This is a genomic window from Exiguobacterium sp. GL_137 (assembly GCF_057834585.1).
Window position 1 is genome coordinate 1,446,636 of sequence record NZ_CM174406.1, and the last position, 22,594, is coordinate 1,469,229.

The window sequence follows — 22,594 nt, forward strand, 5'->3', positions numbered from 1 at the left end:
TAAGTAGCAATAGAGAAAAGGAGGTTACGGATATGGGACCACATGAACTCATTGAATGGATTCTTTACGAGATATTCGGTTTGATTGTGCTTCCGATTGTAGTGTTCGGCTTAGTGAAGACGGGAAAAAAGCGTATGCTGGCTTTGATGACTGCAGGAGTGCTCTGTCTGATGTTCGGCAGTTTTTTAATGAATCAGCCGGATGAGGAAGACATCAAGGCGCAGATTCAGAAAAACGTGACAGTCGTCAAACCATATCTCGCGAAGGAATTTCCGGGCGAAAAGTGGACCATCTCGACCGTACCCTTTCAAAACGAACCGGATGCTGCGTATGAGTATAAGGTCAATCCCGAAGGACGTGTGGAATTGAGTGGATTTCACAATAAAAACGACACGCATGAATTCAAGCACTTAAAGCATGACTAGGATACAAATATTAAACAGTTAAGTATCAGTACATAACTTACAAATTTAAATACTGGAGGAATCCCCTATGCCTTTTCCAATACTAAAAACTGCACGACTGCAACTGATTGAAGTCACAGACGAACACGCGCCGGCCATCTTTTGCATTCTGTCGAACGAGGACGTCACCCGCTTTTACGGGATGGATTCGCTTCAGAAACAAGACGATGCTTTGAACATCATCGGTTCGTTTAAACACACCTTTGCCAGCCGGCAAGGCATCCGCTGGGGGATCGTCACCCGTGACAGTGGAACGTTCATCGGCACCATCGGACTGAATCATCTCAGTCTGTACAGTAAAAAGGCGGAAATCGGCTTTGAACTTGATCCGGCACACTGGCGGCGCGGCTACGCGGCGGAAGCGATTGAAGCTGTTTTGGAATATGCATTTGAGACACTTGAGTTGTACCGGATGGGGGCGGTGATTTTTGTAGAAAATGAAGCATCAGTCCAGCTGTTGACGCAAATCGGTTTTGAAGAAGAAGGGATGTTACGCGGCTATCTGTTCCAAGGCGGAACGTCGCATGACGGACGGATTTTCTCTTTATTAAAGCCGGACTTTGAAGTGAGCCGGCAAGAACGTAAACAGGAAAACCGGGTATGAACATCAACCGGATGGATCATGTCAGCATTAACGTCTTGGACCTTGTAGAGGCAACACGCTTTTTCGTCAGCCTGGGATTCGTCGTCAAAGGTGAATGGGAGGCGTCCGGACCGCAACTCGACCGGGTGACGGGTCTGCATGAAGCGAAAACAACGTGTGTCGCACTCGGTATTCCGAATGGAGAGACCTGGCTTGAACTCGTTCACTATCAGTCACCGGTTGATTCTCATCCGTCATCTAACGAAGTCTACTCAAGGGGTCTTCGTCATCTTTGCCTCAACGTCGAGTCGCTTGACGAAATGATCCGGCTTGTAGAACAGCAGGGATATACAGCCATTCATCCGGTCGAACAGTTTGGAGAAACATACCGTCTTTGTTATGTCCGGGGACCGGAGGGGATTTTACTGGAACTGGCTGAAACGATTCCAAAATAAAGGAGGGATTGGATGTTTCGTAATCCAAAAGGCAGCACCCAAGTCTGGCTCAATGATCTTGGTGTTTGCTTATTCGTCCTGATTGGTCTGACGCTTGCGACGCATCCTGTCGTCATCACGGCATCGGGACGGTTGATGTACGATGAATCAATCTGGCTGAGTACCAAAGAAATGAAAAAATTCATCAATTTTTACTTCACTGTCTTTTTTGTCTACTTTTTGACAGTCAATCAGCTGTATCCGCGTTTTGTCCGGCGCCAGTCAAAAAAAGGATTGCATAACAAAAAGGTTATATAATAAAGTGGTTATATATAAATCGTCCGTCTGCAACTGTCGACTGACGATTTTCTTATTGTTTACTCTAAAAAAAGGAGGTCTTCCCATGACTCTAACCGTGACACCGGTCGTTGAGATGAGTCAGTTCCTGAAATTGCTTAGTGATGGAACACGTCTTGAAATCCTGCGTCGTTTGGCAGTCCGCGAACATTGTGTCTGTGATTTTGTTGAACTGTTTGCCATTTCACAACCGGCCGTGAGCCGGCACTTAAAATTGTTACGGCAGGCGCATTTGATTTTGGAACGTCGTGAACGGCAGTGGACGTATTTTCGTCTCAATCCGGATCATCCCCGGTATGCATTGCTGCTGACAATCTTAACGACAACTCCTTTACCGGATGTTCAACGGAAACAGTGTTAAGTCAGAAATAAAGCGATTTTGAACATAACAGATTGGTTATGTACAGAAAAAGAAAAATTAACAGAGAAATGAAGTGAACGCATTGACCGGCACACATCTACTTGCGATCGGAATTTTCCTGATCACGTTATTCTTAATCATCAAACAACCAAAAGGTCTCGGCATCGGCTACTCCGCCATGGGGATGGCATTGATTGCCTTACTGACCGGCGTTGTGAATCTCGATGATGTCTCGACTGTCTGGGGTATCATCTGGAACGCGACATTTACCTTTATCGCTCTGATCATCATCTCGTTGATTTTAGACGAAATCGGCTTCTTCGAATGGGCGGCGCTTCATATGGCACGGATCGCCAAAGGCGGCGGTGTCAAACTGTTTGTCTATCTGACACTGCTTGGTGCCATTGTGGCGGCCTTGTTTGCGAATGACGGCGCAGCGTTGATTTTGACGCCGATCGTTCTCGCAATTGTCCGCTACTTAAAATTACCGGATTATGTCGTTTTGGCGTACGTCTTTGCTTCCGGCTTCATTGCGGACACGGCGAGTCTGCCGTTCGTCGTCTCGAACCTCGTCAATATCGTCTCGGCCGACTTCTTTGACATCGGCTTTACAGAATATGCGTCGCGTATGGTGTTCGTCAACGTCTTTTCCGTCATCGGCAGTCTGCTTGTGTTGTATTTGTACTTCCGCAAAAGTATTCCGAAGACCTATGATGTGACGCAACTCGTCGCGCCGAGCACGGCAATCAAAGATCAGCGGATGTTCAAGTTATCGTGGCTTGTGCTCGTATTGCTTGTCGTCGGCTATTTCACGAGTGACTTGATCGGCATTCCGGTCAGTTTGGTTGCCGGTGTCATCGCCTCGTTCTTTTTATTGATGGCACGGCGCTCCTCGAACATTCGGACGAAAAAAGTCATCGCCGGTGCACCATGGGCGATTGTCTTCTTCTCACTCGGGATGTATATCGTTGTTTATGGTCTGCAAAATGCCGGACTGACGAAAATACTGGCCGTCGGCATCGACGGATTTGCGACGACGCTTGCCGGCGCGACGTTCGGGATGGGCTTCCTCGCTGCGTTATTATCCTCCGTCATGAACAATATGCCGACCGTGATGATTGATGCTTTGGCGATTGAACATAGCCAGGCGACAGGTGTGATTCGTGAGGCCTTGATTTATGCCAACGTCATCGGGTCCGATTTAGGTCCGAAGATTACCCCGATCGGCAGTCTTGCGACTTTACTTTGGTTACATGTCCTACGTTCGAAAGGTGTCCGAATCGGTTGGGGACAATACTTTAAAATCGGGACGATCCTGACGATTCCGACGCTTGCGATTACATTGCTTGGGTTATATATCAGCTTACTGCTTTATTAACGAGGAGGAATTTCAGATGAAATTGTTAATTATCGGCTCTGTTGCGGCCGGGACATCGGTTGGTGCAAAAGCGCGCCGGAACAATGAAAACTTACAGATTACAATCTACGATCGCGACCAGGATATCTCCTATTCCGGCTGCGGGATTCCGTACTTCGTCGGCGGTGAAATTGCCGACATCGACGAATTGACACCACGCGATGCGGCATTCTTCAAAAAACGTTATAACATCGACATCCATACACGACATGAAGTCGAATCAATTGATCATGCAACGAAAACGGCGACCATCGTGAATCTCGTGACCGGTGACAAGTTTACCGATACGTACGATACGCTGGTCCTTGCGACCGGTGCGTCAAGCATCGTTACGCCCTTACCAGGTGTTGACCATGACAACGTCTTTACGGTTCGTAATGTCCGGAATGCTGATGCGATTCGCTCGTACATCGAACAGCATGATCCAAAAACGGCAACGATTGTCGGCGGCGGCTTCATCGGTCTTGAGATGGCCGAGCAGTTGACATACCGCGGAATTCAGGTGACGCTCGTCGAACGTCTGCCGCAAGTCATGCCGCCGCTTGACCGTGATATGGCGGAGCGGGTTGCTGATCATTTAAAAGACAAAGGTGTTGAATTGTTGCTCGGTGAATCGGTGACGGCATTCAACGGGACGGAGCGTGTAACGGAAGTGGCGCTCGAGAGCGGCAAGTCGATTGCAACAGATCTCGTCATCCTGTCGGTCGGAGTGAAACCGAATACCAAACTCGCGCAACAGATTGGTGTTGAGATGGGTCAGACGGGTGCGATTGCCGTCAACCGGAAGATGCAGACGAATCTGACGGATGTGTATGCTGTCGGCGACGTCGCGGAAAGTTTCTCCGTCATTACCGGAGAAGCGATTTACCGCCCACTTGGTTCGACCGCCAACAAAATGGGCCGGATTGCCGGGATGGTCATCACCGGTGAAGCAGCGGAACACCGCGGCATTCTTGGAACTGGCATCTTCAAAGCGTTTAATCTGACGGTCGCGCAGACCGGATTGACGGAAAAAGAAGCGCGGGAAGCCGGATATGACATTGAAGTCCTCCATAATATTAAACCGGATCGTCCGGAATACATGGGCGGAAAAGAGATGGTCATCAAGGCGATTGCTGACCGGGCAACGGGCCGTGTCCTCGGGGCACAAATCGTTGGTCCGCAAGGGGTCGACAAACGGATTGATGTCCTCGCGACGGCGATTACATTCAAGGCAAAGGCGGAGGATCTGTTCCATCTCGATCTCGCCTATGCGCCACCGTTTGCGACGACAAAGGATCCGGTGCTCTATACCGGGATGGCACTTGACAATGCAATTAAAAAAACAGCCCGTTTGATGACACCAAATGAGTTGATCGAACAAGTCGCAAACGGCAAGTCGTTCCAAATCATCGATACGCGCTCCAAAACCCAGTTCGAGAAAAGTTGTGTGGACGGGGCGATTCACATCCCGCTCGGTGAACTGCGGACACGGGCGAAAGAACTTGATCCAACTCTACCGACGATCGTGTATTGCAACAAAGGTGTGACCGGAAACGCGGCACAAAACGTGCTCAAGAACCTTGGGTTTACTGATGTCTGTAACTTATCCGGCGGCAACAAAAATTACCAACACTGCAAGAAATGTCTGGCGGACTGACGCAACTAAATAAGATACGCGAAAAGGAGTTCATCGATTCGGATGAACTCCTTTTTCATACGGTTAAGTTGATTGTTGCAAAATAAATCAGACCAAAAGTGTTCCTTTTTGAAACTAATGGTGCTAGACTGTGGATATTCAAAACAGGACAGGATGTTGAGAAAGAAACAGTTCTCAACAGAAAGGTGGAAGAAATAAATGAAAATGAGTCTACGAGAACAGTGGTTCTCAAATATCAGAGGTGATGTGTTGGCAGGCATCGTCGTCGCCCTGGCGTTAATTCCGGAGGCGATTGCCTTTTCGATCATCGCCGGAGTCGATCCGATGGTCGGATTATACGCTTCGTTTTGTATCGCTGTCATCATTGCCTTTGTTGGTGACCGGCCGGGGATGATTTCAGCAGCGACCGGTGCGATGGCCCTGTTGATGGTTCCGCTCGTCAAGGAGCACGGACTCGATTATCTGCTTGCTGCAACGATCTTAACCGGAGTCATTCAAATTCTCTTTGGGGTCTTCAAGATTGCACGGGTCATGAAATTCATTCCGCGTGCCGTCATGATCGGGTTCGTCAATGCACTGGCGATTCTGATTTTTATGGCCCAAGTCCCGCATTTCATCGGGATTTCCACGATGACGTACGTCTTCGTCGCCATTACGCTGGCGATTGTCTATCTGTTACCGCGTTTTCTTAAAACGATCCCGGCACCGCTGATCGCAATCATCGTGCTGACGATTGCGGCGATCTACTTGAATATTGATTTGCGGACGGTCGGTGATCTCGGAACGATTCAACGGTCATTACCGTCGTTTTTCTTACCGGACGTCCCGTTGAACATCGAGACGCTTCAAATCATTTTCCCGTACTCACTGGCACTCGCGATTGTCGGTTTGCTGGAATCATTGCTGACGGCGACGATCGTCGACGATATGACGGGCACGGAAAGCGAAAAAAACAAGGAAGCCCGCGGGCAGGGGATTGCGAACTTCATCACCGGTTTCTTCGGCGGAATGGCGGGTTGCGCGATGATCGGTCAATCGGTCATCAACGTCAAGTCAGGAGGACGTGGGCGGCTGTCGACACTTATCGCCGGGCTGTTCCTGATGTTTTTGATCATCGTCCTCGGAAACTGGGTCGTTCAAATTCCGATGCCGGTTCTTGTCGGAATCATGATCATGGTCTCAATTGGCACGTTTGACTGGTCGTCGTTTACGTATCTCCGTAAAGCTCCGAAAGCCGATGCCTTCGTGATGCTCGCGACAGTCAGCATCGTCGTTGCCACACATGATCTGTCAATCGGCGTCATGGCAGGTGTCGTGTTAAGTGCCCTGTTCTTTGTCGCCAAAGTCTCGAAAATCAAGATCAAGCAACAGATAACGTCCGGAAAAACGGTATATACCGTCAAAGGTCCGTTATTCTTCGCGTCGGTTGATCATTTCATCGCTTCGTTTGATTATGAGGGGACGAACCAACAAATCCGGATTGATTTCAGCAGCACCCAAATTTGGGATGATTCGGCCGTCGGAGCGATTGACAAGGTGATGCTCCGCTTGATGGCGAATCAAAACAAAGTCGAACTGATTGGATTGAATCCGGAAAGTAAGAAACTGATTGATCGGTTGGCGGTTCATCAGGATCCGATCCCGAAAATTTCCACACATTGAGTTAAGGGGGAACGGTTATGTATCAACATATCTTATTAGCCGTCGACGGTTCGGACCATTCCGTCCGGGCGGCGGAAGAAGCAATTAAGATTGCCCAGCTCAGTCCGGACAGTCAGGTGGAAGTCGTTTTCGTCGCCGATTTTGGAAAAATTAAAGACGATGTCCTGCATACGGAAGGAACGGCAGGGCTTGAAGTGGCCCGCAGAAAAAGACTGGCACCGGTCGAAGAAAAGCTCGAAGCAGCGGATGTCTCCTATTACGTGACGATTCTTCGCGGTGAGCCGGGTCCGACAATTGTGGATCACGCCAATCAAAAGCAGGTCGATTTAACGATTATCGGCAGCCGGGGGTTAAACAGTCTGTAGGAGATGATGCTCGGTAGTGTCAGTCATAAGATTGCCAAACGCGTCAAAGGTCCGGTTTTGATTGTGAAGTGACGAGTGAATCTTTTTCTGAAATCGCACATTAAAATGATTTATGTGTCTTGACCCAGGGGATAGTCAAAAAAAGAGGGGGTCATTCTAATGAAGAAGACATATTTGGTACCGGTTCTTGGTCTTGCCCTGTTTGCCGCAGGATGCGGCAATTCGGACAATCAGGAAACTGAAAAAGTCGAGGAAACGACAACGACAAATGATAATTCGATGACGGATGACAGCACGATGAACGACGATACGTCAGGTACACAAGATCAGGATACAGTGACGGACAATGCCGACAAAGATTACGGATTCGTCAGTCTGTCAGTCGAGGCAGATACTTCGGACATGATGGACGCCGTCGACATTAGTTATGACCGTGATAACGACGGGACGGAAGCCGATTACAAGATGAACGGTGAGCAGGCGCAAGGCAATGAAGCGATGAAGACGCTGGATGCCAAGCTCGACGAACTGAACCTTGATGCCGATACGTCAAATGATGACGCGATTGCTCAAGTCGAGAAAGTCTTTGGCATCAATGACGCGACCCGTCTTGAAATCGAGATCGAGTTTGCCGATGGTACAGAAAAAGAATTTAAGAAGTAAAAAAAAGAGGTGCCAAGCGGCGCCTCTTTTTCTTTTCTCTCCATGATATGATGAGAACGTATTGTAAAATATTTCAATCGGGGGTTTTGAATGATGGAAATCACAAGCGGTACGACGGAAGATGGGCAATGGATCCGGGAGCAACTGATTACATATAACCGCCAACACGTTCCGGCAACGCTCTTTACGGAAGCGGAACCATATTGTTTTTTGGCATGGAATGAAGACGAAGAACTCCTCGGTGGTGTTACGGCAAGCTATGTGTGGAATCATCTGCAGGTGCATTTTTTGTGGGTCGACCCGGAAAACCGAACAGGCGGTGTCGGGAAACAACTTATGGCAAAAATCGAATCGATTGCCGAAGAAAAATCATGCAGTAAGATTCTACTCGATACGTTCAATTTTCAGGCGCCGGGCTTTTATAAAAAACTCGGATTCGAGGAATACGGTCGTCTCGACGATCATCCGGCGGAAGGACAGACCCAGTACTTTTTCGTCAAGTATTTATGAAGGGTCAGCGTTGGTAATGATAGACCCAGGCCGCCATGTAAGAAAAGGTTCCTGCTGTTAAGACGAGCGCAATGGCATAAAACGCAAAGTTTGGAAAAATCGACATCAGCGGAACATCAAACAACAAGGCAATCATCAATAGCGGTAAGGTGATTAAAAAGCTCACGTATGCGGCACGTGTCGCCTTTCCTGTAATGACTTCCTCCCGTTCATCTTCATCAGAAAACTCAGTCGTCGACGACGACCACTTGGAAAACGAACTCTTCTTATCTGTCCGCATCCAGTAGCCGGTGACCGAAAGACCGATTGCGACCAATATAACGGGAAGAATAATGGAAAGGTCCAACGTCAGATTGAAGCCGGCACCGTTGACCGGATCATTTTGAAAAATATTTAGTTGATCGTGAATAGAACTAATGAAAACAGCTGCTAAAAAATACATACAAATGTTTAAACACGATTGAATGATAACACGTTTCATTCCGATTCCTCCTCTAGATAAAAAATCGATTCGACCGGTAGTGCGAATACCCGTGCAATTTGCATCGCGAGCAACAGAGACGGGGTGTAACTGCCTTTTTCAAGCGAGATGATGGTTTGACGCGTGACACCGATCATCTGAGCAAATTGTTCCTGCGTCCATCCGTTGCTGCTTCGCAACGATTTAACCCGGTTCGTCAGCTTCATCACAGTTTCTCCTTCATTAGTTGATACTTAAATTGTAAAGTGTGTTTTACTTTTTGTAAAGTCTGTTTTACATTTAAATGAAAAACATACTGTTACTTTTTTGAGACTCTTTATCAAAAATCATCGAACCTCTTGAATTATCGGAATATTCAACCGATAAACGGGTAACTTAGACAAAACGATGACGGTTGGCTTAAAGAGAGAAAGGAGGCGCCGACATGATGCCGGAATTGTTACCTGACGAGCGTGAACTCGAGCGAAGGATTCGAATCGTCCATTTGCTGCGTAAACTCGGGAAATCCGACGAAGCCATCGCCAAATCATTATATGTTTCCACCGAATGGGTCCAGTCGATCTTTGATGAAGACGACTGGCAACATATGCAATCATCCTAAGCAACAGCGAACAGAGTGTCGGATGACGCTCTGTTTTTCTGTGCCTTCCAAAAAATATTCGGTACACTAGAAAGAAACATGAGAAAGAAGGGATGAACATGCCACGAATAGCTGTCGTCGGTGCCGGTCTGACCGGTTTGTACACCGCTTGGCGTCTGCAGGAAAGGGGATATGAGGTCACGATTTTTGAGGCACGTGACCGGATCGGCGGCCGGGTTCTGACGAAAACGTTGACGCTTAAAGATCAGTCCTATGCGTTTGATCTCGGACCGACCTGGTATTGGCCGGAAACAGAACGGTTGATGACGACGCTGATTGAGCGTCTGCAACTGCCGGTCCTTGTTCAGGCGATCGAAGAGACGATGATGCTCGAACGGTCACCGGGGCAAGTCGAACAACACCGGTTACCGGACGGTCAAACGGTTTTATCGCACAGACTGGTAAACGGAATGCACAGCGTGACGGAGGCGCTGGCGGAACGGCTGCATCCCGGAACGATTCAACTGGCGCACCGTGTGACGGCGATTGAGGCAACGGATCAGGTTGAACTGACGATGGAGCAGAGTGGGAGTCGAATCCGGCAAACGTTTGATCACGTTATCGTGACACTCCCGCCGCGACTCAGCGGACTGATCCAATGGCGTCCCGCTTTACCAGAATCCGTGCACGATCAACTGAGGACAACACCAACCTGGATGGCCGGGCAAGCGAAGGTGGTCGCCGTGTACGATACCCCATTTTGGCGGCAAAGCGGTCGATCCGGTTTCGCCATCAGCTGGTCCGGTGTGCTGCAGGAAATCCATGATGCGTCACCGCCGACCGGCCCCGGAGCCCTATTCGGATTTTTCCGCCTGACGGCAACGGAGCGTGCAACGCTTGGAGAAACAGCAGTAAAGCGGCAGGTCATCGAACAGTTGATCCGTTTATTCGGAGAGGAAGCCGGTCATCCGATTGCCGTTTTGTATCAGGATTGGGCAAAGGAACCGGAGACGGCAGTGAAAGCAGATGCTGAACCGTTAACCGATTTTCCGGACTATCGACCGATTCGACTGGAAGATGCGTTGCAGGACAAGGTCACGCTGCTTGGAACGGAAAGTGATCCTACGTTCGGCGGCCATTTAGAAGGGACGTTACAATCGGTCGAGCGATGGTTAACAACGTATATGAGGGAGGATGAATCATGAATACAAACGAACCGACATTTCACCGGGCATTCGGTACATACGGCATCTATTATAATGAAGGAAAACTGCTCGTCATTCATAAGCAGGGTGGACCGTACACGTACCGGTATGATTTGCCGGGTGGGAGTCTGGAAGATTTCGAGACGTTGCCGGACGCGCTGGACCGTGAATTCCAAGAGGAAACCGGGCTGACGGTCCGTTCCAAACAGTTGCTTGGATTTTCCTTCAGTCCGACTGGCACCGGGCGTCGCATCTGCATCATATCGGCGTATTTTTCCGCGTGTTAGAAGCAGTTGGGGAACGGTCTGTACCAAAGACATTTGACGGGCAGGATTCGACCGGTTCGTCCTGGGTCAGCCGGACGGACGTCGAAGCGTCGAACGCGTCACCGCTTGTCTTAAAAGCCTTCGACTATTTGAAAAATCCGGAAACGGATAAACTGACCCGAGTACAGGACTGGATTGTCCGGCAGGAGGCGATTCCATGTACCGGCATGTAATTTGGGATTTTGACGGGACGCTGTTTGATACCTATCCGGTCATGGCTACTGTCTTGCAGGAGACGTTACGCAGGCAGGGACAGAATGTTGCGATTGAGTCGATTTTGGAAGCGATGAAAATCTCGGCGAAAACGGCCTATGAAAAGTATGGCCTTGATGCGGACACGATTTCACAGTTCAAAGAACAAAAAGCACAGGCAGAACTTAAATCGGCTCAACCGTTTACCGACATATCGCAGCTCTGCCGCTCCATTCAAAAACATGACGGACACAACTACATCCTGACGCATCGCGGAGCATCGACGTTTAAACTGTTACAGGCGAACGGATTGACCGGGGTCTTCCGGGATGTAGTGACGGCGGAGCGGGGATTTGCCCGAAAGCCGGATCCGGCCGCAATTCAGTATCTGATGAAACACTATCAGATGGAACCAGCTGAAACCATCATGATTGGTGACCGAGAACTTGACGTACTATCGGGACATCAAGCTGGAATTGACTCCTGCCTGATTGCGGACATGCCGGCGGATCAAACTGTCGCAACGTATGTTGTTTCCGATCTGAAAAATCTGGCTAATCTGCTTGTTTGACAATCATAATTCAAAAAAGGCCCGAACGGACACGAATTCCTTTAAGAATACGTAACACGTGCGGGCCTTTTGTCATGATGTTTTTTCTTCAGCCGTCAGATCAGCCGGCTGTTGTTCCCGCCAGACGAATGTCAAGGCGATCCCGATTGCAAGCATGACGGTCGCAAAATAAAACGGGTAGTTGAGATCGACATCAAACAGGATGCCGCCGATTACCGGTCCGAGAATATTCCCGATGCTCGTAAACATTGAGTTCATCCCGCCAACGAAACCCTGTTCGTTTCCGGCGATTTTTGACAGATACGTCGTGACCGCAGGACGCATTAAGTCAAAGCCGACGAAGACGACCATCGTCACGAGAATAATCGAAAGGTAACTTGTCACATACGTCATGACAAGTACGAGCAACGTCGAACCGATCAGACTGTAGCGGATGAGCCGGATCTCACCGAACCAGCGCGTCAGACGTTCAAATAAGCCGACCTGGACAATGACACCGACGATGGCACCAAGTGAAATCGCGAGGGCGATGTCTTTCGCCGTAAAGCCAAACTTCCGGTCGACGAACAGCGCAAACAGTGACTCAAACGAAGCGAGTCCGAATGAAGAAATCAGCAACACCATGAAGGCGATGAAGTAGAGCGGTGAAAAGACTTTCCGGAAACCGGTTTTTTGTTGCGGTGTTGTCGTCTGTTCATAATGGCGTTCCGGTTCGCGTAACGTAAAGACCGACAAAATCATCGCGACGAGTCCAAAGGCTGCGGCAAAGAAAAAGGGGACACGAGTCCCAATATCCGCCAGGAAACCACCGATTCCCGGACCGATGATGAAACCGGTCGAAATCGCCGCTGACATGTAGCCGAGGGCTTTTGGACGGGTTGCATTCGTCGTGATGTCGGCGATGAACGCTGTGACAGCCGGCATGATGAAGGCGGCACTGACCCCGCCCAGAATCCGCGACGCGAATAAGACTTCGACCGATTGACCGAGACCAAATAACAGTTCTGACATGCTGAAGATGAACAGACCGATGATGATCATCGGTTTCCGGCCATATTTATCAACGGCACGACCGGCAAGCGGCGATAACACGAGCTGTGCAAAGGCGAATGCTGAGACCATGTAACCAACGGTCGAACCGGAGATGTTCAGTTCGTTCATGATGGTCGGGGTGACGGGAATGACAAGACCAATTCCTAAAAACGCGATAAAAAGATTAAGCAGCAGGGTGCCTAAGATCAATTTGTTATTTTGCATGGTGAATTCCTCTGTTTCTTTTTTAGTTAGCGGACAAGTCCCCGCCAAAAAATTGGCCAGACGGCAGTAAAACGTCGTTGATAGGCTTCGACACCGTTGTAGACGAACTCCGTCATCGTACCTTCCGTCACCGTCAAGTAGGCGAGGGCGGCACTTTCGTAATCATCCGAATATAAAATCTGTTCTTGTCGGTCGCGTTCCCGCAACAAACGGGTCAAGTGGCGTTGCATCGAATCAAAAAACGGATTAATCAAATCCGTTACTTCCCGCTCTAGTTTGACAGGCGGGAAGTAGGCAATCCGTAAAATGAATTTCAGCTGATCATTTTGGGTGCTTTCCTCGAGAAACCAATCAAAAAAACCTTTTAGGCTCGCTTCGAGCGAGAGATGGCGCGTCGAGATGAAGTACGTGGCGAGATGTGTTTTCTGTGTCTCGAGCGCATGTGTCATCGCTGTGAGAAACAAATCGTCTTTTCCACGGTAGTGGGCGTAAATCGAAGGTTTCTTGATGCCGACTTCCTGGGCAATCTCTTGTAAGGAAGCGCCTTCGTAGCCGTGTTGTGCAAAATGCCGAAGGGCAGTTTGCAATAATAATGAAGCTTTCATTCATTCACCTTCCTAACGGTCGTTAGTTAACAGCCTAACAGATTCAAAACGATTGTCAAACAAAAAAGCCGAAGGTCTCTGGGACCTTCGGCTGCATGTATTCGATTATTTGTTGGCGATACGACCGCGTGATGCAACACGTGAACCTGTGATGCCGGCGATTGATGTCACGATCATCGTTAAGATGAGAGCGACGAAGCCCCAGATTGAAACTTTAGATGCTGTTTGTGTCGCTTGTTCTGTTTGAACACGGACATCTTCAACTGTTTTCTTGAGATCAGCTGATGTTTCATCAAGTGTTTGTTTTGCGTTTTCGATTTGTTTGCTTGTTTCGCTTGTTGCCTGGTTTAAACCGTCAACGATGTTTTTCGTTGCTTTATCTGCTTCTGCTTGTGAGAGATCTGTGTTTTGAGCAACGGCTTCAGCGATTTTATCTTCATCGACCGAGTTTTGGATTTTTTCTGAACGTGCTGTCAATTTGTCACCAAGATCGCTGACGATTTTATCGAAATCTTCCGGTTTTGTTAAGACATCTTTCCCTGCTGCAGTCGCATCATCTTTGACTGCATCGAGTTGACCTTGCAAGTAGTTTGGTTGTAGTTCTTTAATGTCTGTATCTTTTAGAATTTCATCGACATTACCTTCCAGTTCTTTTGTATCAACGTTTGAGACGTTATCTGTCACTGAGCTGAATCCTTTTGAAACAGCATCTGATGTTGTGCTGGCAATGGCGCCGACACCTTGACCTGCTGCACCACCGACTGTACCGAGCACGGAACCAACTGTTTGGAACGTGTTGATTGTCGTGAATGTCAACAAAGCGAACAAGAGGATGACACTTGTCGACCATGTGAGAAAACCGTGAACGAGTCCGGCACGTGATGATGTCACACCGGAAACGAAACCGGCGACGAACAATGAGATTAACAACGACAGGATGGCCCAGATGGCTAATCCGATGCCGACACCGTCAAACGGTTTGTCGGACGTGACGTCCGTGACACCAAAGCCGATCGCTGAACCGATTAAGCTGAATGTAATTAAAAGTGCAAAAAATGATACGACCCCCGCGATGATTGAACTCCACGAGATGTTTCGACCTGCTCCGTCTGCCTCTGGTCGCAAGTACGACGAGAAACCTTTTCTTGTTTTTTCCATAATAATCCACTACCTCTCCACTGACGATTTTACGAACATCATTTGATTTCAAGAAGCTTTGTATTAAACTACTTTAACTTGAGATGTTGATGTGCATAGCTCTTATATAGCCGCTAAACCATGGTAAGAAACCTAGTATCAAAAGTACTCCTTTTAGAAAATTCAATCAGATTATTCTGAATAATCAAGTCATTACCTGAGGCAAAACAATTGAAATCCGGAAAAAGATTCGTTATGATTGTAACTAGAACGTTTCACTGTACGGTTTTAAATTGTGGAATCATTTCTCGATTCAAATTATTTTATTGGAGGTGACCCCCTGATTCAGGGGAAAGAATTGGACATATTGTTGGTATTGAATTTGGCGTTACTGGTGTTGTTGATTGTCTTGACGGCGTTTTTCGTCGGATCGGAGTTTGCGGTCGTCAAGGTTCGGATGTCACGACTTGATCAAATGATTCAGGAAGAAAACAAAGGAGCGGTCCTGGCCAAGAAGGTCGCCAGTGACCTCGATTATTATTTGTCCGCCTGTCAGCTCGGAATCACGATCACGGCACTGGGACTCGGAGCACTCGGGAAACCGACCGTCGAGAAACTGCTCGGACCGGTCTTTGACGAGTTTGGCGTCGCGGCAGCACTGTCGACGTTTCTTTCCTATACGATTGCGTTCGTTTCGGTGACATTTCTGCACGTTGTCATCGGTGAACTTGCTCCGAAGACACTCGCCATCCAGTACGCGGAACGGATGACGTTACTGCTCGCACCGGCTTTGTATGTGTTCGGTAAAATCATGTATCCATTCATCTGGGTGATGAACGGTTCGGCACGAATTTTCTTACGTCTGTTCGGCGTTCAGCCGACCGGGCACGAACAAGCTCACTCGGAAGAAGAGTTGAAAATCATCATGTCGCAAAGCTTCAAGAGCGGTGAAATCAACCAGACGGAACTCGCGTTGATGCAAAACGTCTTTGCCTTCGACGAGCGGGTGACGAAAGACATCATGGTGCCCCGGATGAACGTGACGACGCTGTCGCTCAGCATGACGTGGGCCGAAGTCTTACAAATCATGACGGACAATCAATACACGCGTTACCCAGTCATCGAGGATTTTGATAAAGATAAAATCATCGGGTACGTCAACGTCAAGGAAGTCCTGACCGATCAGGCGAACTATCAACAACGCGACTTAAAGAAGTACATGAAAGACATTCCGGCCGTGTCCGAAATGACACCGCTCCAGGAAACGTTGCTGAAGATGAAGGTGACGCGTTCCCACATCGCGCTTGTCATCGACGAGTACGGCGGGACTGCCGGAATGATTGCGATGGAAGACTTGCTCGAAGAAATCGTCGGCGAAATCCGCGATGAATTCGACGAAGATGAACAAGCCGACATCGAGACGGTTTCGAAGACGGAATATCATCTGTCGGGGACCGTGTTGCTGGCAGATTTACAGGAACGGTTTAACCTGACGTTTACTGACGCGGATGAAATCGATACGATTGCCGGCTTCATTCAAGCACAAGGAACGGACTATCAAGCTGGTGAGCGGCTCGAGATGGAGACATACGATCTCGAACTGTTACACGTCGAAAACTATCAAATCCAGCAGGTAAAACTGGTATTGAAACAGACATCCTGACGAGAAATACCCGCTCCTCTTTTCCGGTGGGGCGGGTATTCATTATTATTTTTGAAAGCGCTTCATAAAATGATTGACGCCATCCGTTTTCCATCGTATTCTAGTAATGAAAAGAATAAACCAACTAGGATTGTTACTGCGATAGCAGGCAAAACCTAAATTGATATCTGTTGCATGTTGCGGCGATGGATATGAATTTAGGTTTTTTCTTTTCAATACGATGCTCTAGAGTGGAGGTGAGGGATTCCGTGCAAATCGTGAAAGTGTTTAATAATAATGTCGTGGCGATTGAATCGAACGGACAGGAACATGTCGTCATGGGGCGGGGAATCGCATTTCAAAAACGAATGGGCGATGTGATTGACGAATCAAGGATCGAAAAAGTCTTTACGCTCGAGAGTAAAGAGAGCCGGGAACGATTCATCGATTTTTTGAACGAGATGCCGCAGGCTGAAATCGAGACGGTCAAGGAGATCGTCAAGATGGCCGAAGTCAAACTCGACAAATCGCTCCATGATACGGTGTACGTGACACTGGCCGATCATATCCATTACGCACTGTCACGGTATGCAGATGGAATCATGATCCGGAATCCACTCGTCTGGGAAGTCAAACGGTTTTACGGTCCGGAATTTGCTGCCGGAAAAGAAGCCGTCCGCCTGATCAATGAACGGCATGGCGTCAATCTCGACGAAGAGGAATCGGTCTCGATTGCGCTGCATCTGGTCAACGCCTCGATGTCCGGCGTCAAAGGTGAAAGTTTGCACATCGTTACCGAAATGACAAAGGCAACGCAGGCCATCATGACGATCATCACGTATCATTTTCAAGTCGAACTGGATGAAGAGTCCCACGCGTATGCCCGGTTTTTAACCCATTTAAAGTTTTTTGTCCAGCGGATTGTCTCAAAGACAAAGCTGAACACCGGAGGGGACGAAGAACTGTACGAAATGGTCAAATCCCGATATCCGCTGGCATTTGAGTGTGTCGAAAAGATTGCCAACCTGATTACTGGAAAGTATGACTACATGGTTTCGAAAGATGAACGGCTTTACTTGATGATTCATATCGAAAATCTCATGAAACAGAATCGATCCTAAGGATGGTTACCGCATCGACGGGCCAAACCTAAATGATAACAGGTGTTTTTCACTTGTCGTCGTTTAGGTTTTTTTATTCCAACAATAAGAATGGAGTGAGTCAAGTGGGCAAATATCAAGCACTTGCGCAAGACATCGTCCGATTGGTCGGGGGCGAAGACAATGTCAAGACAGTCTTTCACTGCGCGACACGATTACGGTTCAAATTAAAGGATGAACAAAAAGCCGATGCCGAAGCGTTGAAACAGGTGGATGGTGTCATTACTGTCGTCAAGAGCGGCGGGCAGTTCCAGGTCGTCATCGGAAACCATGTCGGCGACGTCTACAACGAATTGAACGGAATCGGTCATGAGATTTCGGAAGAAACGGAAAAAACCAGTCTATTCAACCGCTTCATCGATACGATTGCCGGGATTTTCACACCGATCCTTGGTCCAATGGCAGGCAGCGGGCTTTTAAAAGGGTTACTCGCGATTCTTGTCGCGACCGGTCTGTTGACGCCGACGATGGGCACGTACATCGTCCTGAACGCGACGGCGGACGCCCTGTTTTACTTCCTGCCGGTCGTCCTCGGGCATTCGGCGGCGAAAAAATTCGGCGGTAATCCGTATATCGGGATGATTATCGGGGGGGCGCTCGTCTATCCGTCGATCGTTGCCTTGCAAGCTTCCGGCGAGAGTCTGACCTTCCTGACGATTCCGGTCGTTCTGATGAGTTATGCTTCATCCGTCATTCCGATTATTCTGGCGACGTATGTCTCATCGAAACTTGAAAAATTCTTCAACCGTCACTCGCATGAAGCGGTCAAAAACTTTACGACACCGATGCTCGTCCTGATGATCGTCGTTCCGGTAACGTTCCTTGCGATCGGACCGCTTGCGACATACGCGAGCCAAGGGCTTGCAGCCGGTTACTCGTTCCTCTACAACTTGAGCCCGATCATCGCGATTGCCTTCATCGGAGCCTTTTGGCAGATCTTCGTCATGTTTGGTCTCCACTGGGGACTGGTCCCGATTATCATCAATAATCTGTCCGTCAACGGATTCGATACAATCACGGTCGGTGTCCTGATGGCAACGTTCGGTCAGGTCGGAGCCGTCTTCGCCATCACTATGCGCGCGAAAGATCCGAAAATCAAAGGACTCGGAACATCTTCAACGATTGCCGGTATCTTCGGGATCACGGAACCGGCGATGTACGGGTTGACGTTACCGCGTAAAAAACCATTTATTTTTGGTGTTATCGGTGGAGCGGTCGGCGGACTGGTCGGCGGTGCGCTCGGAACGGCTTCCTACGCAATGGGCGGACTCGGCGTTTTCAGCATTCCGGTCATGATTCCTCAGACGGGTCTCAACCTTGCGTTTGGAGGAGCGCTCATCGGTCTTGCTGTCGCAGCAGTCGTCGCCTTTACGCTGACGTATTTCTTCGCCAATGAAAAACAACCGGTGACACAAGATATGCCGGTCATCAGTGAACAGGTCGGCTTGCCGGTCCTCGCACCGGTCAAAGGCGAAATCATTTCGCTGGAACAAGTCGATGATGCCGTCTTCTCAAGCGGTGCAATGGGAAAAGGGTTGGCCATCATTCCGGATGAAGGTATCGTTTATGCCCCGTTTGACGGGGAAGTCGTGACGGTTTATCCGTCGAAACACGCCATCGGTTTACGGTCGGACACCGGCGTCGAGATTTTGGTCCATATCGGTCTCGACACCGTCCAGTTGAACGGACAACACTTTGAGTCGTTCGTCGAGAGCGGTCAGGCTATCCGGGTCGGTGATCCGTTGATCCGCTTCGACATCGAGCAGATCAAACAAGCCGGATATGACGTCATCACGCCGATCATCGTGACGAATACAGCGAGTTATCTCGACGTCTTGCCGACGTATCAAGGAACGGTCGAACCGTCACGCGATGTCTTACGCATCTTAGTCTAAAACCAATCAGAGGAGGAATTATTCATGAAACAGATCAAATCCGATTTTCTATGGGGCGGCGCAACGGCTGCCAATCAACTCGAAGGGGCGTACGCAACAGACGGCAAAGGATTGTCGATTGCCGACGTCATGCCGGGCGGCAAACACCGGATGCAGGTCATCCATGATCCGCAGTTCGATTTCGAGTTAAAAGAAGAGTATACGTATCCGAATCATGACGGCATTGATTTTTACAGTCACTACAAGGAAGACATTGCCCTGTTTGCCGAAATGGGCTTCAAGACGTACCGGATGTCGATCGCCTGGAGCCGGATCTTTCCGAACGGGGACGAAACGGAACCAAATGAAGCGGGTCTGCAGTTTTATGACAACGTCTTTGATGAATTGCTGAAACACGGCATTGAGCCGCTCGTCACGATTTCGCATTACGAACTGCCGCTCCATTTGGCAAAAGAATACGGCGGCTGGCGCGACCGCCGGCTCGTGACGTTCTTTGAACGCTACAGCCGGGTGCTGTTCGAGCGTTATCAAGGAAAGGTCAAGTACTGGCTGACCTTTAACGAAATCAATGGTGCCCAGTTCATGCCGATGCTCAGTCTCGGGATGGCGGTCCGCGAAGACGAAAACATGTTGCAGTCGACCTATCAAGGCCTGCATCACCAGTTCGTCGCGAGCAGTCTGGCGACGAAGGCCGCCAGGGAAATTGATCCGACGATGCAAATCGGCTGCATGCTGATCGCCGCTCCGGTTTATCCGTTCAGCTCAAACCCGGTCGACGTCCAGTTTGCACTGGAAGAAGAACGGATGATGAACTATTTCTGCGGGGATGTTCACGTCCGTGGGACCTATCCGGCGTTTGCCGACCGTTTCTTCACTGAAAACAACATCGAACTGGTTGTCGAAGACGGCGATCTTGAGTTGTTGCGTGACTACACCGTCGATTTCTTCTCGCTCAGCTACTACATGTCACGGACGGAAAAAGCGGAGAAAGACGGAAACGATGCCGGTGGAAACATCATGAGCGGGGTCAAAAATCCGTACTTGAAAGCGAGCGACTGGGGCTGGGAAATCGATCCGGAAGGGTTGCGGATCATATTAAATAAATTATACGACCGGTATCAGATTCCGTTGTTCATCGTTGAAAACGGACTTGGTGCCTACGATAAAGTCGAAGCCGACGGTGCGATTCATGATTCGTACCGGATTGCCTATCTCGAAGGCCACTTGAAAGCAATGATGGAAGCGATTCAGGACGGCGTTGACATGATGGGGTATACGAGCTGGGGCTGTATCGATCTCGTCAGTGCGTCAACCGGCGAGTACAGCAAACGCTACGGATTCATCTATGTCGACAAACACGATGATGGCTCAGGGACGCTAGCCCGGTCACGAAAAGATTCATTTTACTGGTACAAGGAAGTCATTGCCTCAAACGGTGTAGCATTGACGCAGACGTCCGTTTCAAAATAAGCAAAAAGACCGGCATCGCAGAAGCGACACCGGTCTTTTTTAATCGATTATTCAGTCCACCATAAAGCATCATCCGGTTTTTTGGCAACGGCTTGCAGTTCTTTTTCCGTCGAGACGGTCGGGTGGGAACCTTTTAAGGCTTTACCCGATGTGCTCTTGAAGAAGAAGAAGAACGTGATGAAGCCGATCACGCTGACAGCTGTCAGGTAATACGCCGGTGCGAGCGGATTTTGTGTCGCATGGACGAGCCATGTCGAGACAAGTGGTGTCGTTCCGCCGAAAATCGAGACGGAAACGTTAAATGTGACAGACAATGTCCGGTAACGGACGTCTGTATAAAAGATACTCGGCAACAGACTTGGCATCGTTCCTTCGAAGATGGCGAGGAAGAATCCAAGAATGAAGATTCCGATTCCGACGAACAAGAGTGGCTTCAGACCAATCAGGTAGAACGCGAGAATCGACAGAATCGACAGACCGGCCAATGCAAACAGGACGATGTTACGATTCCCTTTTTTGTCGCTGAGTTTACCGAAGAAGTACGCGAGCGGAATCATGATGAACATGACACCGGTAATCAAAATCGTACTCGTTGAGCTTGAGATGCCCATGACTTCATTCAGGTAAGACGGCATATACGACAGTAACATGTAGTTCGTAATGTTGAAGAACGCAACGGCGATGAAACAAACGATGATATCGCGTTTGTGGTCCCGGAGAATTTCGCGGAACGATGCCGGTTCTTCCGTATTTTCATTAATTTCATTTTCGAAAATTGGTGATTCATCGAGGTGGCGACGCAAGTACAGACCAAACAGTCCGAGCGGTGCTCCTAAGATAAACGGAATCCGCCAGCCCCACGATGCCATTTGATCGTCGGATAACGTGACGAACAGCACAGTCGCAAGAATCGAAGCTAAAATGTAACCACCGAGTGTCCCGATTTCAAGACCACTTCCGAGGGCGCTTCGTTTATTGTCCGGTGATGATTCCGCGATATAAACCATCGCGCCGGCATATTCACCGCCGGTTGAGAAACCTTGTAGAATCCGAGCCAGTAACAGTAGAATCGGTGCCCAAATCCCAATTTGATCATACGTTGGTAACAAACCGATGAGCAGGGTGGACGCTGCCATCATGACGATTGTTGTCGTCAGGACAACCTTTCGTCCAAGGCGATCTCCGATTCGTCCGAAAACGATTCCGCCGATTGGTCGCATTAAAAAAGCGATCGCAAACGTCGCAAAGGTAAAGACAAGCTTCAGTTCATCATTTTCAACAGCGCTAAAGAAGTTTTGACTGATGATGATTGCGAGATAGGAATAAAGACCAAAATCGAACCATTCCATCGCATTCCCAATTCCGGTCGCGTAGACACTTTTTTTGGTTTGCTTCATGTCGACGACATTGACTTTTTCTTTTCTGAATTTCATAAGTTCTGTTCACTCCCTTTAATAAGTTCGTATCGTAACATAGTAGGAAATGAAGTCAAGTCGCTAAGCCGCTTGACGACTTGAAAATGACTAAAAACGGCTCTGTGCCGGGAGTTGTCAAACCGTTGAGACTGTAAGGAAGACGTCTTGTCGTCAAGATAAATGAAAAAATATTAATTTTTTTC

At 48.8% G+C, this 22,594-nt stretch carries 25 protein-coding genes and 1 pseudogene; 20 read left to right on the forward strand and 6 right to left on the reverse strand.

Annotated features, from left to right (window positions below):
* The first annotated feature begins 32 nt into the window (after positions 1–32).
* The 11 genes and pseudogenes from AC3IRK_RS07595 to AC3IRK_RS07645 all read left to right on the forward strand — a co-directional run bounded on the left by AC3IRK_RS07595 (position 33) and on the right by AC3IRK_RS07645 (position 8,455).
* The gene (locus AC3IRK_RS07595) at positions 33–425 is read left to right on the forward strand and encodes a hypothetical protein (RefSeq protein WP_214854835.1); all 393 of its coding nucleotides are present in this window, start codon (positions 33–35) and stop codon (positions 423–425) included.
* A 67-nt stretch (positions 426–492) separates the two neighbouring features.
* Positions 493–1,068 (forward strand): GNAT family N-acetyltransferase, encoded by a 576-nt coding sequence (locus tag AC3IRK_RS07600; RefSeq protein ID WP_489170665.1) that lies wholly within the window; start codon positions 493–495, stop codon positions 1,066–1,068.
* Positions 1,065–1,502, forward strand: a complete 438-nt coding sequence (locus tag AC3IRK_RS07605) for a VOC family protein (protein ID WP_131504087.1) — start codon at positions 1,065–1,067, stop codon at positions 1,500–1,502. Before AC3IRK_RS07600 ends, AC3IRK_RS07605 begins: the two co-directional genes overlap by 4 nt.
* A 12-nt stretch (positions 1,503–1,514) precedes the next feature.
* Complete coding sequence (locus AC3IRK_RS07610; RefSeq protein ID WP_131972806.1) at positions 1,515–1,799, forward strand: hypothetical protein; 285 nt, start codon at positions 1,515–1,517, stop codon at positions 1,797–1,799.
* An 85-nt stretch (positions 1,800–1,884) separates the two neighbouring features.
* Entirely contained in the window at positions 1,885–2,199 is a 315-nt protein-coding gene (locus tag AC3IRK_RS07615) for a metalloregulator ArsR/SmtB family transcription factor (protein ID WP_131972805.1), read from the forward strand.
* Between the two features lie 73 nt (positions 2,200–2,272).
* A complete protein-coding gene (locus tag AC3IRK_RS07620; protein ID WP_489170666.1) occupies positions 2,273–3,577 on the forward strand; it encodes an arsenic transporter in 1,305 nt (434 codons plus the stop codon).
* A 16-nt stretch (positions 3,578–3,593) separates the two neighbouring features.
* On the forward strand, positions 3,594–5,255 hold the full coding sequence (locus tag AC3IRK_RS07625) for an FAD-dependent oxidoreductase (protein WP_489170667.1): 1,662 nt from the start codon (positions 3,594–3,596) through the stop codon (positions 5,253–5,255).
* Positions 5,256–5,453: 198 nt separating this feature from the next.
* Entirely contained in the window at positions 5,454–6,917 is a 1,464-nt protein-coding gene (locus AC3IRK_RS07630; protein ID WP_489170668.1) for a SulP family inorganic anion transporter, read from the forward strand.
* Between the two features lie 17 nt (positions 6,918–6,934).
* Positions 6,935–7,354: pseudogene (locus tag AC3IRK_RS07635) on the forward strand (universal stress protein).
* Positions 7,355–7,441: 87 nt separating this feature from the next.
* Positions 7,442–7,945, forward strand: coding sequence for a YusW family protein (locus AC3IRK_RS07640; protein WP_012370314.1), 504 nt, complete (start codon positions 7,442–7,444; stop codon positions 7,943–7,945).
* Positions 7,946–8,035: 90 nt separating this feature from the next.
* The gene (locus AC3IRK_RS07645) at positions 8,036–8,455 is read left to right on the forward strand and encodes a GNAT family N-acetyltransferase (protein WP_489170669.1); all 420 of its coding nucleotides are present in this window, start codon (positions 8,036–8,038) and stop codon (positions 8,453–8,455) included.
* A 4-nt stretch (positions 8,456–8,459) separates the two neighbouring features.
* On the opposite strand, the gene AC3IRK_RS07650 is transcribed toward AC3IRK_RS07645, so the two are convergent.
* Together AC3IRK_RS07650 and AC3IRK_RS07655 are read right to left on the reverse strand one after the other, a co-directional pair.
* A complete protein-coding gene (locus AC3IRK_RS07650) occupies positions 8,460–8,936 on the reverse strand; it encodes a hypothetical protein (RefSeq protein WP_131972798.1) in 477 nt (158 codons plus the stop codon).
* Entirely contained in the window at positions 8,933–9,142 is a 210-nt protein-coding gene (locus AC3IRK_RS07655; RefSeq protein ID WP_131972797.1) for a helix-turn-helix transcriptional regulator, read from the reverse strand. Before AC3IRK_RS07655 ends, AC3IRK_RS07650 begins: the two co-directional genes overlap by 4 nt.
* Positions 9,143–9,360: 218 nt before the next feature.
* On the opposite strand from AC3IRK_RS07655, the gene AC3IRK_RS07660 reads away from it, so the two are divergent.
* The 5 genes from AC3IRK_RS07660 to AC3IRK_RS07680 all read left to right on the forward strand — a co-directional run bounded on the left by AC3IRK_RS07660 (position 9,361) and on the right by AC3IRK_RS07680 (position 11,810).
* The gene (locus AC3IRK_RS07660; RefSeq protein ID WP_012370320.1) at positions 9,361–9,537 is read left to right on the forward strand and encodes a hypothetical protein; all 177 of its coding nucleotides are present in this window, start codon (positions 9,361–9,363) and stop codon (positions 9,535–9,537) included.
* A 98-nt stretch (positions 9,538–9,635) separates the two neighbouring features.
* Complete coding sequence (locus tag AC3IRK_RS07665; protein WP_489170670.1) at positions 9,636–10,721, forward strand: flavin monoamine oxidase family protein; 1,086 nt, start codon at positions 9,636–9,638, stop codon at positions 10,719–10,721.
* Entirely contained in the window at positions 10,718–11,008 is a 291-nt protein-coding gene (locus tag AC3IRK_RS07670) for an NUDIX domain-containing protein (RefSeq protein ID WP_489170671.1), read from the forward strand. The genes AC3IRK_RS07665 and AC3IRK_RS07670 overlap by 4 nt, the downstream gene beginning before the upstream one ends.
* Positions 11,002–11,220 (forward strand): hypothetical protein, encoded by a 219-nt coding sequence (locus AC3IRK_RS07675; RefSeq protein WP_489170673.1) that lies wholly within the window; start codon positions 11,002–11,004, stop codon positions 11,218–11,220. Before AC3IRK_RS07670 ends, AC3IRK_RS07675 begins: the two co-directional genes overlap by 7 nt.
* The gene (locus AC3IRK_RS07680) at positions 11,205–11,810 is read left to right on the forward strand and encodes an HAD-IA family hydrolase (RefSeq protein ID WP_489170674.1); all 606 of its coding nucleotides are present in this window, start codon (positions 11,205–11,207) and stop codon (positions 11,808–11,810) included. Before AC3IRK_RS07675 ends, AC3IRK_RS07680 begins: the two co-directional genes overlap by 16 nt.
* A 72-nt stretch (positions 11,811–11,882) precedes the next feature.
* Here the strand turns inward: AC3IRK_RS07680 and AC3IRK_RS07685 are convergent, their stop codons facing one another.
* The 3 genes from AC3IRK_RS07685 to AC3IRK_RS07695 form a co-directional block, all read right to left on the reverse strand.
* A complete protein-coding gene (locus AC3IRK_RS07685; RefSeq protein WP_489170675.1) occupies positions 11,883–13,067 on the reverse strand; it encodes an MFS transporter in 1,185 nt (394 codons plus the stop codon).
* Positions 13,068–13,093: 26 nt separating this feature from the next.
* Positions 13,094–13,672 carry a TetR/AcrR family transcriptional regulator gene (locus AC3IRK_RS07690; protein ID WP_426355285.1) on the reverse strand — a complete coding sequence of 193 codons (579 nt, stop codon included), beginning with the start codon at positions 13,670–13,672 and terminating at the stop codon, positions 13,094–13,096.
* Between the two features lie 105 nt (positions 13,673–13,777).
* Positions 13,778–14,830 carry a hypothetical protein gene (locus tag AC3IRK_RS07695; RefSeq protein ID WP_131972793.1) on the reverse strand — a complete coding sequence of 351 codons (1,053 nt, stop codon included), beginning with the start codon at positions 14,828–14,830 and terminating at the stop codon, positions 13,778–13,780.
* Positions 14,831–15,167: 337 nt separating this feature from the next.
* On the opposite strand from AC3IRK_RS07695, the gene AC3IRK_RS07700 reads away from it, so the two are divergent.
* The 4 genes from AC3IRK_RS07700 to AC3IRK_RS07715 all read left to right on the forward strand — a co-directional run bounded on the left by AC3IRK_RS07700 (position 15,168) and on the right by AC3IRK_RS07715 (position 20,976).
* Entirely contained in the window at positions 15,168–16,472 is a 1,305-nt protein-coding gene (locus AC3IRK_RS07700; protein ID WP_489170676.1) for a hemolysin family protein, read from the forward strand.
* Between the two features lie 248 nt (positions 16,473–16,720).
* Entirely contained in the window at positions 16,721–17,572 is an 852-nt protein-coding gene (gene licT / locus AC3IRK_RS07705; RefSeq protein WP_489170677.1) for a BglG family transcription antiterminator LicT, read from the forward strand.
* 104 nt (positions 17,573–17,676) lie between these two features.
* The gene (locus AC3IRK_RS07710; protein ID WP_489170678.1) at positions 17,677–19,506 is read left to right on the forward strand and encodes a beta-glucoside-specific PTS transporter subunit IIABC; all 1,830 of its coding nucleotides are present in this window, start codon (positions 17,677–17,679) and stop codon (positions 19,504–19,506) included.
* Positions 19,507–19,530: 24 nt separating this feature from the next.
* On the forward strand, positions 19,531–20,976 hold the full coding sequence (locus AC3IRK_RS07715; RefSeq protein ID WP_489170679.1) for a glycoside hydrolase family 1 protein: 1,446 nt from the start codon (positions 19,531–19,533) through the stop codon (positions 20,974–20,976).
* Between the two features lie 47 nt (positions 20,977–21,023).
* Here the strand turns inward: AC3IRK_RS07715 and AC3IRK_RS07720 are convergent, their stop codons facing one another.
* Complete coding sequence (locus AC3IRK_RS07720; protein ID WP_214854806.1) at positions 21,024–22,409, reverse strand: MFS transporter; 1,386 nt, start codon at positions 22,407–22,409, stop codon at positions 21,024–21,026.
* Positions 22,410–22,594 lie beyond the last annotated feature (185 nt).

Excerpts from the sequence above, each read along its gene's own strand:
- AC3IRK_RS07595 (WP_214854835.1), top strand. The coding sequence starts at position 33 with ATGGGACCACATGAACTCATTGAATGGATTCTTTACGAGATATTCGGT.
- AC3IRK_RS07600 (WP_489170665.1), top strand. The coding sequence starts at position 493 with ATGCCTTTTCCAATACTAAAAACTGCACGACTGCAACTGATTGAAGTC.
- AC3IRK_RS07605 (WP_131504087.1), top strand. The coding sequence starts at position 1,065 with ATGAACATCAACCGGATGGATCATGTCAGCATTAACGTCTTGGACCTT.
- AC3IRK_RS07610 (WP_131972806.1), top strand. The coding sequence starts at position 1,515 with ATGTTTCGTAATCCAAAAGGCAGCACCCAAGTCTGGCTCAATGATCTT.
- AC3IRK_RS07615 (WP_131972805.1), top strand. The coding sequence starts at position 1,885 with ATGACTCTAACCGTGACACCGGTCGTTGAGATGAGTCAGTTCCTGAAA.
- AC3IRK_RS07625 (WP_489170667.1), top strand. The coding sequence starts at position 3,594 with ATGAAATTGTTAATTATCGGCTCTGTTGCGGCCGGGACATCGGTTGGT.
- AC3IRK_RS07630 (WP_489170668.1), top strand. The coding sequence starts at position 5,454 with ATGAAAATGAGTCTACGAGAACAGTGGTTCTCAAATATCAGAGGTGAT.
- AC3IRK_RS07640 (WP_012370314.1), top strand. The coding sequence starts at position 7,442 with ATGAAGAAGACATATTTGGTACCGGTTCTTGGTCTTGCCCTGTTTGCC.
- AC3IRK_RS07645 (WP_489170669.1), top strand. The coding sequence starts at position 8,036 with ATGATGGAAATCACAAGCGGTACGACGGAAGATGGGCAATGGATCCGG.
- AC3IRK_RS07650 (WP_131972798.1), bottom strand. The coding sequence starts at position 8,936 with ATGAAACGTGTTATCATTCAATCGTGTTTAAACATTTGTATGTATTTT.
- AC3IRK_RS07655 (WP_131972797.1), bottom strand. The coding sequence starts at position 9,142 with ATGAAGCTGACGAACCGGGTTAAATCGTTGCGAAGCAGCAACGGATGG.
- AC3IRK_RS07660 (WP_012370320.1), top strand. The coding sequence starts at position 9,361 with ATGATGCCGGAATTGTTACCTGACGAGCGTGAACTCGAGCGAAGGATT.
- AC3IRK_RS07665 (WP_489170670.1), top strand. The coding sequence starts at position 9,636 with ATGCCACGAATAGCTGTCGTCGGTGCCGGTCTGACCGGTTTGTACACC.
- AC3IRK_RS07670 (WP_489170671.1), top strand. The coding sequence starts at position 10,718 with ATGAATACAAACGAACCGACATTTCACCGGGCATTCGGTACATACGGC.
- AC3IRK_RS07680 (WP_489170674.1), top strand. The coding sequence starts at position 11,205 with ATGTACCGGCATGTAATTTGGGATTTTGACGGGACGCTGTTTGATACC.
- AC3IRK_RS07685 (WP_489170675.1), bottom strand. The coding sequence starts at position 13,067 with ATGCAAAATAACAAATTGATCTTAGGCACCCTGCTGCTTAATCTTTTT.
- AC3IRK_RS07690 (WP_426355285.1), bottom strand. The coding sequence starts at position 13,672 with ATGAAAGCTTCATTATTATTGCAAACTGCCCTTCGGCATTTTGCACAA.
- AC3IRK_RS07695 (WP_131972793.1), bottom strand. The coding sequence starts at position 14,830 with ATGGAAAAAACAAGAAAAGGTTTCTCGTCGTACTTGCGACCAGAGGCA.
- AC3IRK_RS07715 (WP_489170679.1), top strand. The coding sequence starts at position 19,531 with ATGAAACAGATCAAATCCGATTTTCTATGGGGCGGCGCAACGGCTGCC.
- AC3IRK_RS07720 (WP_214854806.1), bottom strand. The coding sequence starts at position 22,409 with ATGAAATTCAGAAAAGAAAAAGTCAATGTCGTCGACATGAAGCAAACC.